This window comes from Thiomonas sp. TH-17, assembly GCF_057473305.1.
In genome coordinates, this window is sequence record NZ_JBYCKI010000002.1 from 1 (window position 1) to 13,812 (window position 13,812).

The 13,812-nt window shown below is 66.9% G+C and carries 11 protein-coding genes; 8 read left to right on the top strand and 3 right to left on the bottom strand.

Annotation, left to right across the window (positions count from 1 at the left end; translation table 11 throughout):
- Positions 1 to 1,960, bottom strand: a 1,960-nt coding sequence (gene alaS, locus AC2VLV_RS00155) for an alanine--tRNA ligase (protein ID WP_486988067.1), incomplete at its 3' end; no start/stop codon positions are given.
- 115 nt (positions 1,961 to 2,075) lie between these two features.
- Here alaS and AC2VLV_RS00160 point away from each other — a divergent pair.
- Positions 2,076 to 3,569, top strand: a complete 1,494-nt coding sequence (locus AC2VLV_RS00160) for an NAD-dependent succinate-semialdehyde dehydrogenase (protein WP_486988068.1) — start codon at positions 2,076 to 2,078, stop codon at positions 3,567 to 3,569.
- Between the two features lie 15 nt (positions 3,570 to 3,584).
- On the opposite strand, the gene AC2VLV_RS00165 is transcribed toward AC2VLV_RS00160, so the two are convergent.
- The gene (locus tag AC2VLV_RS00165) at positions 3,585 to 4,517 is read right to left on the bottom strand and encodes a histone deacetylase family protein (RefSeq protein ID WP_486988069.1); all 933 of its coding nucleotides are present in this window, start codon (positions 4,515 to 4,517) and stop codon (positions 3,585 to 3,587) included.
- 91 nt (positions 4,518 to 4,608) lie between these two features.
- Here AC2VLV_RS00165 and AC2VLV_RS00170 point away from each other — a divergent pair, with 91 nt between their 5' ends.
- The 4 genes from AC2VLV_RS00170 to AC2VLV_RS00185 all read left to right on the top strand — a co-directional run bounded on the left by AC2VLV_RS00170 (position 4,609) and on the right by AC2VLV_RS00185 (position 9,289).
- Positions 4,609 to 5,532, top strand: coding sequence for an AAA family ATPase (locus AC2VLV_RS00170; RefSeq protein ID WP_486988070.1), 924 nt, complete (start codon positions 4,609 to 4,611; stop codon positions 5,530 to 5,532).
- A gap of 23 nt (positions 5,533 to 5,555) precedes the next feature.
- On the top strand, positions 5,556 to 6,662 hold the full coding sequence (locus AC2VLV_RS00175) for a DUF58 domain-containing protein (RefSeq protein WP_486988071.1): 1,107 nt from the start codon (positions 5,556 to 5,558) through the stop codon (positions 6,660 to 6,662).
- Positions 6,662 to 8,737 (top strand): transglutaminase TgpA family protein, encoded by a 2,076-nt coding sequence (locus AC2VLV_RS00180; protein WP_486988072.1) that lies wholly within the window; start codon positions 6,662 to 6,664, stop codon positions 8,735 to 8,737. The genes AC2VLV_RS00175 and AC2VLV_RS00180 overlap by 1 nt, the downstream gene beginning before the upstream one ends.
- A 336-nt stretch (positions 8,738 to 9,073) precedes the next feature.
- Positions 9,074 to 9,289, top strand: coding sequence for a hypothetical protein (locus tag AC2VLV_RS00185; RefSeq protein ID WP_486988073.1), 216 nt, complete (start codon positions 9,074 to 9,076; stop codon positions 9,287 to 9,289).
- A gap of 100 nt (positions 9,290 to 9,389) precedes the next feature.
- On the opposite strand, the gene rpoH is transcribed toward AC2VLV_RS00185, so the two are convergent.
- On the bottom strand, positions 9,390 to 10,298 hold the full coding sequence (gene rpoH, locus AC2VLV_RS00190; protein WP_486988074.1) for an RNA polymerase sigma factor RpoH: 909 nt from the start codon (positions 10,296 to 10,298) through the stop codon (positions 9,390 to 9,392).
- Positions 10,299 to 10,462: 164 nt separating this feature from the next.
- Here rpoH and AC2VLV_RS00195 point away from each other — a divergent pair, with 164 nt between their 5' ends.
- The 3 genes from AC2VLV_RS00195 (at position 10,463) to AC2VLV_RS00205 (ending at position 13,810) form a co-directional block, all read left to right on the top strand.
- Positions 10,463 to 10,873, top strand: a complete 411-nt coding sequence (locus AC2VLV_RS00195; protein ID WP_486988075.1) for a hypothetical protein — start codon at positions 10,463 to 10,465, stop codon at positions 10,871 to 10,873.
- Positions 10,874 to 10,968: 95 nt separating this feature from the next.
- On the top strand, positions 10,969 to 12,414 hold the full coding sequence (locus AC2VLV_RS00200; protein WP_486988076.1) for a TolC family protein: 1,446 nt from the start codon (positions 10,969 to 10,971) through the stop codon (positions 12,412 to 12,414).
- Positions 12,415 to 12,439: 25 nt separating this feature from the next.
- Entirely contained in the window at positions 12,440 to 13,810 is a 1,371-nt protein-coding gene (locus AC2VLV_RS00205; RefSeq protein ID WP_486988077.1) for a multicopper oxidase family protein, read from the top strand.
- Positions 13,811 to 13,812: the final 2 nt, after the last annotated feature.

The following is a 13,812-nucleotide window of genomic DNA, read 5'->3' on the forward strand; positions in this document are numbered from 1 at the left end:
CGACCCGGGCGATCTCGTCGTCGCTCATCGGCGCGTCGTGGGCGAAGTCGAAGCGGGTCTTGTCGGCATCGACCAGCGAGCCCTTCTGCTGCACATGGTCGCCCAGCACCAGGCGCAGCGCCTTGTGCATCAGGTGGGTCACGCTGTGGTTGCGCATGGTGGCGGCACGGCGCTCGACGTCCACCTGCGCGGCCACGATTTCGCCCACCTTGAGGCTGCCCGTTTCGAGCGTGCCGTGGTGGCCGAACACGTCCGCCTGCAGCTTTTGCGTATCGTGCACGACAAAGCGCAGATCGCAGGAGTCGCCCTCGAACAGCACGCCGCTGTCACCCACCTGGCCGCCAGATTCGGCGTAGAACGGCGTGCGGTCGAGCACGACCACACCGCTGTCTCCAGACTGAAATTGCGCGACCGAAGTGCCGTCCTTGTAGAGCGCGACCACGCGCGCCTCCTTCACCAGCAGATGCTCGTAACCGTCGAAGCGGGTCTTGTCGCCGACATAGTCGAGCGCGGCCTGCATCTTGAACTTGCCTGCGGCGCGCGCCTGCTCGCGCTGACGGGCCATGGCGACGTCGAAAGCGGCTTCATCGACTTTCATGCCGTGCTCGCGGCACACATCCTGCGTGAGGTCGAGCGGGAAGCCGAATGTGTCGTGCAGTTTGAAGGCCAGTTCACCGGCCAGCAGATTGCCACCCGCGGCGCGCAGCGCAGCCAGTTCGGTGTCGAGCACGCCCATGCCATGTTCGATGGTCTCGAAAAAGCGCGCTTCTTCCGCCTGCAGCACCTCGGCCACGCGGCCTTTCACCTCGGCCAGCTCGGGATAGGCTGCCCCCATCTGCGCCACGAGATCAGGCACCATTTTGTAGAAGAACGGCTGGCGCACCCCCAGCTTGTAGCCGTGACGAATGGCGCGGCGCACGATACGACGCAGCACATAGCCGCGCCCTTCGTTGCCCGGAATCACGCCGTCGACGATGAGAAAAGCGCAGGCGCGAATGTGGTCGGCGATGACCTTGAGCGAGGCGTGGCCCAGATCGGCGGCAGCGGTCTCGCGCGCAGCGGCCTTGATGAGCGCCTGGAACAGGTCGATCTCGTAATTGCTGTGCACATGCTGCAGCACCGCGGCTATGCGCTCCAGACCCATGCCGGTATCCACGCAGGGCTTGGGCAGCGGCTTCTGGCGGAAGATGGCGAGCTTGTAGCCTTCGCCATCCTTGCTCACCAGGCCGATGCCGCCCTCGGCCTCGACGGCCTGTTTGCGTGCGGTGGCCTGCGCTTCGGTGTCGAAGCGCTCTTCGCCAGCGGCGTAGCGCTCGAACTGCATGAACACCAGGTTCCAGATCTCGATGTAGCGGTCGCCGTCTTCCTCGGGCGAGCCGGGCGGGCCGCCCCAGACCTCGGCGCCGTGGTCGTAGAAGATTTCGCTGCAAGGTCCGCAGGGGCCGGTGTCGGCCATCTGCCAGAAGTTGTCGGAGGCGTAGCGGGCGCCCTTGTTGTCGCCAATGCGGATGATGCGTTCCACCGGCACGCCGACTTCCTTGGCCCAGATGTCGTGCGCCTCGTCGTCTTCGGCGTACACCGTCACCCACAGCTTCTCGGCCGGGAGCTTGTACACCGTGGTGAGCAGTTCCCAGGCGTAGCGGATGGCTTCGCGCTTGAAGTAGTCGCCAAAGCTGAAGTTGCCCAGCATCTCGAAGAAGGTGTGGTGCCGCGCGGTGTAGCCCACGTTCTCGAGGTCGTTGTGCTTGCCGCCGGCGCGCACGCAGCGCTGCGCGGTGGTGGCGCGGGTGTAGGGCCGCTGGTCCTGGCCGAGGAACACGTCCTTGAACTGCACCATGCCCGAGTTGGTGAACAGCAGCGTGGGATCGTTGCCCGGCACGAGCGAGGACGACGCCACGCGGGTGGCGCCCTGCGATTCGTAATAGGCCAGAAATTTTTCGCGGATGTCGGAGACGTTCATGGGGCGGGTAAGTGGCTGTGGCACGGGCGCGGAACTGGCTCTGGCGCACGATCATGCAAAAGGTTAGATTTTAGGGCTTACAACCTAATCCCGTTCACCCCAACCGGAGCTGCCCATGAACCGGCCCGCCAATCCGCTGTCCCTGCTCAAAGACCCCTCGCTGTTCAAGACCCAGGCCTACATCGACGGCCAGTGGATCGATTCCGCCCGCCGCTTCGCGGTCACCGACCCGGCCACCAATGCCGAGTTGGCGCAGGTTCCCGCGCTGGAGCCCATGCACGCGCAGCTCGCCATCGACGCCGCCGACGCAGCCTGGCCCGCCTGGCGCGCCCTGCCCGCCAGGCAGCGCGCCGCCATTCTGCGCAAGTGGTTCGATCTGCTGGTGGCCAACGCCGACGACCTGGCACGCCTGATGACCGCCGAACAAGGCAAGCCGCTGGCCGAGGCCAAGGGCGAAGTGCTCTACGGCGCCAGCTTCGTGGAATGGTTCGCCGAAGAAGCCAAGCGGGTTTACGGAGAAACCATTCCCAGCCCCGACGCCACCAAGCGCCTGCTCGTCCTCAAGCAGCCCGTCGGCGTCTGCGCCGCGATCACGCCCTGGAATTTCCCGCTGGCCATGATCACCCGCAAGGTCGCGCCGGCGCTGGCCGCTGGTTGCCCCGTGGTCATCAAGCCCGCCGAACAGACGCCGCTCACCGCGCTGGCCGCGGCCGAACTGGCGCATCGCGCCGGCATTCCGCGCGGCGTGCTCAACGTGCTCACGGCCGACGGCGAAGGGTCGATCGCCATCGGAAAGCTGCTATGCGCCTCGCCAGTGGTGCGTCATCTGTCGTTCACCGGCTCCACCGAGGTCGGCCGCATCCTCATGGCGCAGTCGGCGCCCAGCATCAAAAAACTGTCGCTCGAACTCGGCGGCAACGCGCCCTTCATCGTGTTCGACGATGCCGATCTCGATTCGGCCATCGAGGGCGCCATGGCGAGCAAGTACCGCAACGCCGGCCAAACCTGCGTCTGCGCCAACCGGCTGTATGTGCAGGACGGCATTTACGACCGATTCGTCGAGCGCCTGGCGCAGGCCGTAGGCAGCCTGAAGATCGGCAGCGGCTTCGATGAAGGCGTGAATCTGGGCCCGCTGATTGACGATCAGGCGCTGGCCAAGGTCGAGAAGCACATCAGCGACGCCACCTCCAAGGGCGCGCGCATGGTCGTGGGCGGCAAACGGGTGGAGACCGGCCCCAACGCATGTCGGTTCTTCCAGGCCACCGTGCTGGCCGATGTGACCAGCGACATGCTCTGCGCCAGAGAGGAAACCTTCGGTCCGGTGGCGCCGGTGTTCCGCTTCAAAACCGAAGCCGAAGCCATCGCAGCGGCCAATGCGACCGAGTTCGGCCTGGCCGCCTACTTCTTCAGCCGCGACGTCGGCCGCATCTTCCGCGTGGCCGAGGAACTCGAATACGGCATGGTGGGCATCAACACCGGCTTGATGTCCAACGAAGTCGCGCCTTTCGGCGGTGTGAAACAGTCCGGGCTGGGCCGCGAAGGTTCACATCACGGCATCGACGAATATGTCGAAATGAAATACCTGTGCCTCGGTGATTTGAACAAATAAGGCCCGGGCCGCGCTTCAATCCAGCCCCGCCAGCACCCGCACGTGCTCGGCCACGCTGCGGCCGAGGGCGCTAAGGTTGTAGCCGCCTTCCAGGCAGGAGACGATGCGGCCTTCGCACTGCGCCTCGGCAAAGTCCACCAACTGGCGGGTGATCCAGGCGTAGTCGGCCTCCACCAGGCCCATCTGACCCATATCGTCTTCGCGGTGGGCGTCGAAGCCGGCGCTGATGAACAGCATTTGCGGCGCGAAGGCCCGCAATCGGGGTAGCCACTGCTCGGTAACGACGTGGCGTATCTCGTCGCCCTTGGTGTAAGCCGGAACGGGGACGTTGACCATATTCGGCTGCTCGCCTTCCGCGCCGCTGTAGGGGTAGAACGGGTGCTGGAAGAAGCTCACCATCAGCACCCGTTCATCGCCCCGGAAAATGTCTTCGGTGCCGTTGCCGTGGTGCACATCGAAATCGACGATGGCCACGCGCTCCAGCCCGCGCACATCGAGCGCATGACGCGCGGCGATGGCGACATTGCCCAGAAAACAGAACCCCATGGCCTGATCGCGGGTGGCATGATGGCCGGGCGGACGGATGGAGCAAAAGGCGTTGTGCAGATGACCGTCGATGACGGCATCGGTCGCGCTGATGGCCGCACCGGCAGCCCGCAGCGCGGCTTGCCAGGTATGCGGATTCATCATGGTGTCCGCGTCGATCCACTCATGTCCCTGCTCGAAATCACCGCGTTTTTTGAGATCGGCGACATACAGCGCCGAATGCGCGCGCTCGACGTCCTCCAGGCTGGCGGGCGGCGCGTCGTCGTGGCGTTCGAGCCAGGGCGCAATCTGCGCGGCGATCAGCCGGTCTTCAATGGCAGCGAGGCGCTGCGGGCATTCTGGATGATCCGCCCCCATCTCGTGCAGGGTGCAGTCGGCATGAGTGTAGAAGCCGGTCGTCATGTTTTTTGTCTCCTGCGGCTTGTCCCCGAAAACAAGCGTCCGGGCGCTGCTCTCGTAGCATAGTGCGCTGTCGCCTCCCACTCCGCCGCTCGTGAAAACCCCAGCCCTGCCCAGTCTGCTCGACCAGCTCGAAATCATTATCAAAGGCAAGCGCCCGCAGGTGGAACTCGCCGTGTGCTGCCTGCTGGCCAGCGGCCATCTGCTCATCGAAGACCTGCCCGGTGTGGGCAAGACCACGCTGGCCCACGCCCTGGCCGCCACGCTGGGCCTGCAGTACGCCCGCGCGCAGTTCACTTCCGACCTCATGCCGGGCGACCTGCTCGGCATTTCGGTGTTCGATCGCAACCGCAGCGAGTTCGTGTTTCACCCCGGCCCGGTGTTTTCGCAGGTGCTGCTGGCCGACGAAATCAACCGCGCCGGGCCGAAGGTGCAAAGCGCCCTGCTCGAAGCGATGGAAGAGCGCCAGGTGAGTGTGGACGGACAGACGCGCCGCCTGCCCGAACCGTTTTTCGTCATCGCCACCCAAAACCCGTTCGACCAGCTCGGCACCTATGCCCTGCCCGAATCGCAGCTCGACCGCTTTCTGCTGTGCATCTCGCTGGGCTATCCCAGCCGCGCCGCCGAACGCGCCCTGCTCGAAGGCCGCGACCGGCGCGAACTGATCGCCGAGCTCCAACCGGTGCTGACCCCCGCGCACTTGATCGATCTGCAGCGGCAAGCGCAGGCCGTGCATGCTGCGCCCGCCCTGCTCGACTATGTGCAGGAGCTGCTCACGCAGACGCGCAACGGGCGCTGGTTCATCGAAGGTCTGAGCCCGCGCGCCGGTCTGGGCCTGCTGCGCGCCGCCCGGGCCTGGGCGCTGCTGCAGGGCCGCGACTACCTCATTCCCGACGACGTGCAGCAAGTCCTGCCGTTTGTTGCCGGACACCGCCTGCGCACCCTCGACAGCCCCACGGTCAACCGCGCGGCCTCGCTGCAGGCGGTGCAATCGCTGCTGGAACACGTTCCGGTGTAAGGCCCGCGCGCCAAGCAGCGATCATGCCTCCCTCCGCCGATACCGCCCTGCCCCAGCCCGCCGCGTCGAACACCCTGCGCGACGCCTTCGCGCAGCGCTTCGATACCTGGGCGCTGGCGCGCCATCCGGCCGGCGGCAGCACGCGGCTGACCCACCGCAACGTTTACATCCTGCCCACCCGCACCGGCTGGTTTTTCGCCCTGCTGCTGCTGGTCTTGCTGGTGCTGAGCATCAACTACCAGCTCAATCTCGGCTATTTGCTCACCTTCCTGCTGGCGGGCAGCGCGATGATGGCCATGCATGTCACCCACAACAATCTTCGCGGATTGCAGCTCACCGCGCGGCCGCCCGAAGGCCTGCTGCACCAGGGCCAGAGCGCCCGTCTCGGCCTGCTGCTGCAAGGCGGCGCACGCGACCGCTGGGGGCTGGCCCTGCGCCCGGCGGGCACCCAAGCTACGCCGTCCGCGCCCCAGAAGAAGGCCCGCCGCAAGGCGCCCAGGCCGCCCTACCCCTGGGCCTACGCCGACTGCGCCCGCAACAGTGAAACCGCCCTCACCCTGAGCTGGACGCCGCCGCGCCGCGGCCTGCTGGCCTGGCCCCTGCTCACCGTCGAAAGTTATTACCCGCTGGGCGTCTGGACGGCCTGGAGCCGCTGGCAGCCGCAGGGCGAGCTGCTCGTGCTGCCCGCCGCCGAGCATCCCGCCCCGCCCCTGCCGCCCGCCCGTCCCACGCCTGGCAACGGCCCGGCGCTTGCGCGCGGCGGCGGCGAAGCCGATGGCGTGCGCGCCTACCGCACCGGCGATTCGCTGCGGCATGTGCTGTGGAAAAAATTCGCCCGCAGCGACGAACTCATCAGCCGCGACACCGCCCAGCCGCAGGCCCGCGCCGAACTCTGGCTCGACTTCGCCGCGCTGCCCGTCCAGCTCGACACCGAAACCCGACTTTCACGGCTGTGCGCCTGGGTGCTGGCCGCCGACCGCACCGGCATGCCTTACGGCCTGCAGCTCGGCGCCCAGCAAATCACGCCAGCCACCGGCGCCGCGCACCGCGCCGCCTGCCTGCGCCTGCTGGCGCTGCACCCCGGCCCCCTGCTGCAGTCCCGATCCGCCACCCCGCGAGCCAAGTCGTGATGCAGTCCAAACCCAGCCAGACGCTGCTGGCCCGCTGGACCCACCGCACCAACGCCCTGCCGCGCGATGCGCGCGACACTCTGTTCCTGCTCGGCGTGTCGCTGCTGCTGATGCTGCCGCTGTTCGTCCATCTGCCTTGGTGGACGAGCGCGCTGGTGCTCGGCCTGCTGGCCTGGCGTGCGGCGCTGGCCTGGCGCAGTGCGCCGCTGCCCGGTCGCAGCGTGCTCGTGCTCATTTTGCTGTTCTCCGTCGTCATCACCCTGTGGGACTTCCACACCGTGCTCGGGCGCGATGCCGGAGTCGCGCTGCTGTGCGTGCTGCTCGGCCTCAAGACCCTGGAGATGCGCTCGCGCCGCGATGCCCATGTGCTGTTCTTCCTCGGTTTTTTCACCATCGCGGCCAACTTTCTGTTCTCGCAATCGCTGGGTACCGCCCTGGTCATGGTGCTGGCCACCTGGGGCATGCTGGCCGCGCTGGTCAACGCCAATCTGCCCGCCGGTCGGCCGCCGCTGCGGCAGTCGCTGCTCACCGCGCTCAAGATGATGGCGCTGGGCGCGCCCGCGATGGTCGTGCTGTTCATGGTGTTTCCGCGTCTGAGCGCGCCGCTGTGGGCCTTGCCGCAAAGCGGCGGGCAGGCCATCACCGGGTTGTCAGCCAGCATGTCGCCCGGGCAGATCGCCGAGTTGGCGCGAGACGATTCAGTCGCCTTTCGCGTGGTGTTCCACGGCCCGCGGCCGCCTGACCGCGAGCTTTACTGGCGCGGCCCGGTACTGAGCTTGTACGACAACGGCGTGTGGCTGCCCAACCCGCGCCAGCGCGACCGCGCCACCCTCACCCCGCCCGCCGATCTGCACCTGAGCGGCCCGCCCGTGCGCTACACCGTCACCCTGCAGCCCACGCAGCAGACCTTCGTCTTCGCGCTCGACGCGCCAGTGGCGGCGCCCAAGATCGAGGGATATAGGGTGCAGTGGTTGCCCGACCTGCAACTCGTCACCGGGCGGCCGCTCGATCATCTCTCGCGCTACACCGTCGAATCGTCACCCCAGTTCCGATACGGCCCCACGCAATTCAGCCCCGCCCTGCGCGCCGACGAAGCCCTGCCTGCGGGTTTCGATCCGCGCAGCGTGGCGCTGGGCAGGCAACTGGCCACGCAAGCCAAGGCGGCCGGACAGGGCGGCGCCTTCGTCGCGCAAGCCCTGCTGCAGATGTTTCGCGCCGAGCCCTTCCGCTACACCCTCAACCCCGGCACCTACGACCGGCGCGACGGCGTGGACCAATTTCTGTTCGACCGCCGCGCCGGTTTTTGCGAACACTACGCGCAGGCTTTTGTCGTGGTGATGCGGGCCGCCGGCATTCCCGCACGCATCGTCACCGGCTACCAGGGCGGCCGCTTCAACCCGGTGGACGACACCTGGGTGGTGCGCCAGAGCGACGCCCACGCCTGGGCCGAATACTGGCTGCCCGAACGCGGCTGGGTGCGCGCCGACCCCACCGCCGCCGTTGACCCGGCGCGCATCGACCGCAGCGGCGCCACCCTCGCCTCGCGCGAGCCCTTGCTGGGCGTCGCCGCGCTCGGCCCGCGCGATGCCGCATTCCTGCTGCAACTGCGCAACCAGTGGGACGCGCTCAACAACACGTGGAACCAGTGGGTGCTGCACTACGGCAGCCAGCGCCAGCTCGACCTGCTGAACAAGCTCGGCCTGCACCAGCCCGACATGGCCACCCTGGCCGCGCTGGCCATCGCCACCCTGCTGGTGGCCACCGCCATCGGCGGCGCGTTTCTGGCGCTGGAGCGCCGTCGGCACGATCCCTGGACGCAGACCTACACCCTGCTGCGCAGCAAGCTGGAGCAGGTCGGCATCGACAGCGAACCCTCTACCCCGCCCCGCACCCTGTCTGCCCGACTCAAGCGAGTCAGCCCCGGCGAAAACACCCTGTCACAGCAGACCTTGCAGTCGGCCCGCGCGCTTTTGCTTCAACTCGAACTCTGGCGCTACGCCCCTGCCCGCGACACCGCCCAACGCAAAACGCAATGGGCGGCGCTGCAGCGTGCCGTGCGCCGCTGGCGCGCCTGAGCCACCCACCCGACAAGTCCAACCGTCGCCTGGCGGCGACACCCGCCCCGCCCTCCTGCAAGTGGCGCAGCACTGAGCGGGCCGCTCTCCGTTGTCGGCAATCCGGGACAAAAAAGCGCCGTCAAATCAATCGCAAACGGATAAACCGTCTCAGCTGTCGCCCGCGACAGACACTCCCAACCCCCGTAAGCGCGGCACCAACGCCAGATCTGCCAAGTTTCCAGATAAATAAATGATATCTATATGATTTCATTAAAATTTTTTCAAATGGCACAGGGCTTGCAAAAGAGCAGCAGCGGGCACTTCAGTCCGCGCCATTGATTCAAGGAGTCAGATATGAACCTATCCACCCCCCTTTCTTCGAACAAGATCGCCCAGACCCTGGCCGCCGCATTGCTTGTCGCCTCGGTCGGCATGTCCAGCGCGTATGCCTCCGAATCGGCAGCCAATGCGGCCCCGTCGAAAGAGATGTGCATGGAAAAAGCCAAGGCCCAGGGCCTGACGGGCGAGAAGGAAAAAGCCTTTGTCGATCAGTGCATGCACGGCGGCTGAAATCTGCTGCGGGCTGAAGCGTCGCACCGTTCCGAGCGCTTCGGTCAACAAAAAAGCCCGTCTTTCGACGGGCTTTTTTGCGTTTCGCTTTCTAGTTCAATCAGGCGAACTCGGCCAGCGACTTGCGCATTTTCTTCATGGCCGCCACCTCGATCTGTCGGATGCGCTCGGCCGACACGCCGTATTCGGCGGCCAGTTCGTGCAGGGTCTTGCCGCCGCTGCCGTCATCATTCACCTGCAGCCAGCGCTGCTCGACAATGGCGCGGCTGCGGGCGTCGAGCAATTCCAGCGCGCTCTCCAGCCCTTCGACCTGCAACCGATCGTGGCTGCGCGCTTCGAGCACGGCCATCGGCTCCTGCGTGTTGTCGGCCAGATAGGAAATGGGCGCGTAGCTCTCTTCGCCATCCTCCACCGTGGGGTCGAGCGCGATGTCGGCACCGCCCATGCGGCTTTCCATCTCGATCACATCTTCGCGCTTGACGTTGAGCGCCTGCGCCATGTCGTCGATCTGCGCCTCGTTCATGCCGGCGTTGGCCGTTTTCATCGAGCGCAGATTGAAAAACAGCTTGCGCTGCGCCTTGGTCGTGGCCACCTTCACCAGCCGCCAGTTGCGCAGAATGTATTCGTGAATCTCGGCCTTGATCCAGTGCAGGGCGTAGCTCACAAGCCGCACGCCGTGCGCCGGGTCGAAACGCTTGACCGCCTTCATCAGGCCGATATTGCCCTCTTGAATGAGGTCGGCATGCGGCAGGCCGTAGCCCAGATATTGACGCGCCGTGGACACCACCAGCCGCAGGTGCGACAGCACCAGCTTGCCCGCCGCGTCCTTGTCTCCCTGCTCGCGCCAGGTGCGCGCCAGCCGCGCCTCTTCCTCCGCGCTGAGCATGGGCAGGCGGTTGACGGCGCTGATGTAGGCGTCCAGGTTGCCCAGACTGGGCAAGGCGAGCGGAAACGCGCCATCGACCTGGGCCGGGCGCAGAACAATTGCGGCTGACTGAGTGTGGGTCATGGATGGAATCCTCCTGTTTGTGTCTGATATTAGCACTCACAGTAAGAGAGTGCTAAAAACCAATAGTTCCCTGCCGGGCCGGGGCGGAAACCCATTTTCCGCATGCCCTGTGGGGGTTTGATGACGGCAGTGTGCGCGCGAATTCTTAGGTTAAACTTTGTTGCATGTCTCGCTTGCTGCGCCCCATTCTGGTCTTGCTGCTCGTCTTGCTGCCTCTGCGCGGCTGGGCGCAGGTCAGCATGAATCTGGGCGACGGGGTGCAAACCCCGGCCCAGACCACGGCGCAGGCGCATGACATGACCTCAATGATGGCCTCAATGGCGGGTCTGCACTCTGTGGCGACAGCGCAAGACCCGTCGGAAGCGATGCCGGGCTGCCACGTCAACGCCACCGCCCGAGCCGATTGCGGCTCTCACGATCATCAGCATTGCGTGATCTGCCATCTGGCCGTGGCTCAGCCCCCGGCCTTTACCCTGCTGCTGGCCGACGCCGCGCAGCACTCGCGCCCCTCCACCGCCAACACCGCGTGGCACAGCGCCGATCTGCGCGCCCTGCAGCGCCCACCCAGAGCCTGACCCCCGTTTGATTCCCGGTTGCAGCGCGGGTCGCAAGACTTGTGCTGCGCATCGTGTCGCCGCGCGCTGTCGCGGCTCGAATGAGGTGTCTTTTCATGTGGAAACAACCCAGACCGCAGGCACGCCTGCGGACGCTGCGGCTCGCCCCCCTGGCCGCAGCAGCGCTGCTGGCGGCCTGCGCGCCCTTGCAAACCCGGCAGTCGCTACAGGCCGTCAACGTCATTACCCAGCCCCATACCGGCACGCCGCTGCACTTGCTGCGCGACCCCGCGCAGCAGCAAGATGCGCAGGCGCAGATCGACGCGCTACTGTCCAAACCCTTGTCTGCCGACGACGCGGTGCGCATCGCCCTGCTCGGCAGCCCGGCGTTGCAGGCGCTGATCGCGCAGGCGCAGGCCGACTCGGCCGACTCCACGCAAAGCGCCCGGCTGGCCAACCCGGTTTTCGGTTTCGAGCGCCTGCTCATCGGTGGCGGCGGGGTGGAGATCACCCGCAGCCTGAGCTTCGGCCTGCTCGATCTGCTCACCTTGCCCACGCGCTCGCGCCTGAACGACGCGCAGCAGACGCAGCTTCGGCTCAGCCTCGCCCGCGCGGTGCTGCGCACGGCGGCGCAGGCGCGGCTGAGTTGGGTTCGCGCCGTAGCGGCGCAGCAAACTGCCGCCTACGACCGCGATGTGTTGGAAGCGGCCAAGGCCACCGCCATTCTGGCCGGGCGCATGCGGCAAGCGGGCAACTTCACCAAGCTCGACGCGGCGCAGCAAGGGCTGTTCGCCGCCGACAGCCAGCTTCGCCTGAGCCGCGCCGAACTGGCCGCCACGCAAAGCCGCGAAGCGCTGGTGCAGGCGCTGGGGTTGTCGGCAGAGCAAGCCGCCCGCCTCGTTCTGCCGACGCAACTGCCGGAGGTGTCGAAGCAGCCGCCCGCAGCCGCACCGATGGCGCTGCAAACTGCGCTCGATAACCGTCTCGACGTGCAGCTCGCCCGCGCCGACTACACGGCCACAGCACAAGCTGCGGGGCTGGCGCGTCACACCAGCCTGATCGAGCATGTCGAACTCGGCGGCCTGCGCAAGATCTATAGCGACGCGCCGCCGCAAAACGGCTTCGACCTCAGCCTGCCGCTGCCGCTGTTCGATCTGGGCGACGCCCGCCGCAGCGCCGCCGCCGACCGCGTGCTCGCGGCGCGCAACCGCGCCATCGCCACCGCGCGCCGCGCCGCCTCGCAACTGCGCGAGGCCGACGCCCTGCGTGGCAACGCCTGGCAGCAGCAGAGCCTCGGCCGCGAACAAATCGTGCCCCTGGCGCAGACCGTGCTCGATGAGAGCCAGCTTCGCTACAACGGCATGCTCATCGGCGTCTTCCAGCTCGTCGCCGCTGCGCAGACGCAGGTGCAGGCGGTGCGCGAGGCCATCTCCGCGCAGCGCAATTACTGGCTGGCCGACGCCGCCTGGCAGGCCGCCCAGCTCGGCGTGGACGCAGGCCCGAGCGCCCTGCCCGACGCCGCTTCTGCCAACGCCGCCACCCCCGCCGCCCCGGGGCACTGAAGCCCCAGATCAAAGGATGCTCTCCATGAATACCCGACGCCATTTTCTCGGCGCTGCCGCGGCCCTCGTCGCCGCAGGCGCCGCCAGCCGCAACGCACTGGCCGCCGCTCCCGAACCCCATCAATACAGCAGCGCCGAGACCGCCGCCCCGCTGCACCCCCAGACCGGCCGACCCTACAACCCGGTCGTCACCCTCAACGGCTGGAGCCTGCCCTTCCGCATGAAAGACGGCGTGAAGGAATTCCATCTCGTCGCCGAACCCGTGGTGCGCGAAATTTCGCCCGGCATGACGGCCAAGCTCTGGGGCTACAACGGATCGAGTCCCGGCCCGACCATCGAAGCGGTGGAAGGCGACCGCGTGCGCCTGTTCGTCACCAACAAACTGCCCGAGCACACCACGGTGCACTGGCACGGCCTCATCCTCCCCAACGGCATGGACGGCGTGGGCGGGCTGACGCAACCGCAGATCGCGCCCGGCCAGACCTTCGTCTATGAATTCGAGCTGCGCAAGGGCGGCACCTTCATGTACCACCCGCACGCCGACGAGATGGTGCAAATGGCGATGGGCGCGATGGGCCTGTTCATCGTTCACCCCAAAAACCCGCGGCAGATGGCGGTGGCGCGCGACTACGCCTTTCTCATCAACGCCTACGACATCGACCCCGGATCGAGCGTGCCCAAGGTCAACACCATGCTCGACTTCAACCTCTGGACCTGGAACAGCCGCGCCTTCCCCGGCATCGCCCCGCTGGTGGCGCGCACCGGCGAGCGCGTGCGCATCCGCATGGGCAACCTCACCATGACCAACCACCCCATCCACCTGCACGGCCATGTGTTCGAGGTGGCGGGCACCGATGGCGGCTGGGTACCCAAGAGCGCGCGCTGGCCCGAAGTGACGGTGGACATTGCCGTGGGGCAGATGCGCGCCATCGAGTTCATCGCCGACAACCCCGGCGACTGGGCCTTCCACTGCCACAAGTCGCACCACACCATGAACGCCATGGGCCACAGCGTGCCGACGATGATTGGCGTGCAGCAGGACGACCTCACCCCCGCGCTGCAAAAGCTGCTGCCCGACTACATGGCCATGGGCAGCCAGGGTATGGCCGAAATGGCCGAGATGGACATGCCCCTGCCCGACAACACCCTGCCCATGATGACCGGGCGCGGCCCTTACGGCTCGGTGGAAATGGGCGGCATGTTCAGCGTGCTCAAAGTGCGCGACGACCTCGCCAGCGGCGACTACCGCGACCCCGGCTGGTACCGCATGCCCGCGGGCACCCAGGCCCACGCCGTGCCCACCGCCGACCTGCCGCCCGCGCGCACCGACCCCACCGCGCCCCAAGCCACCCAAGACACGCTGCAAGTGCGCAAGCCCCAGCAGCATGCGCATTGACC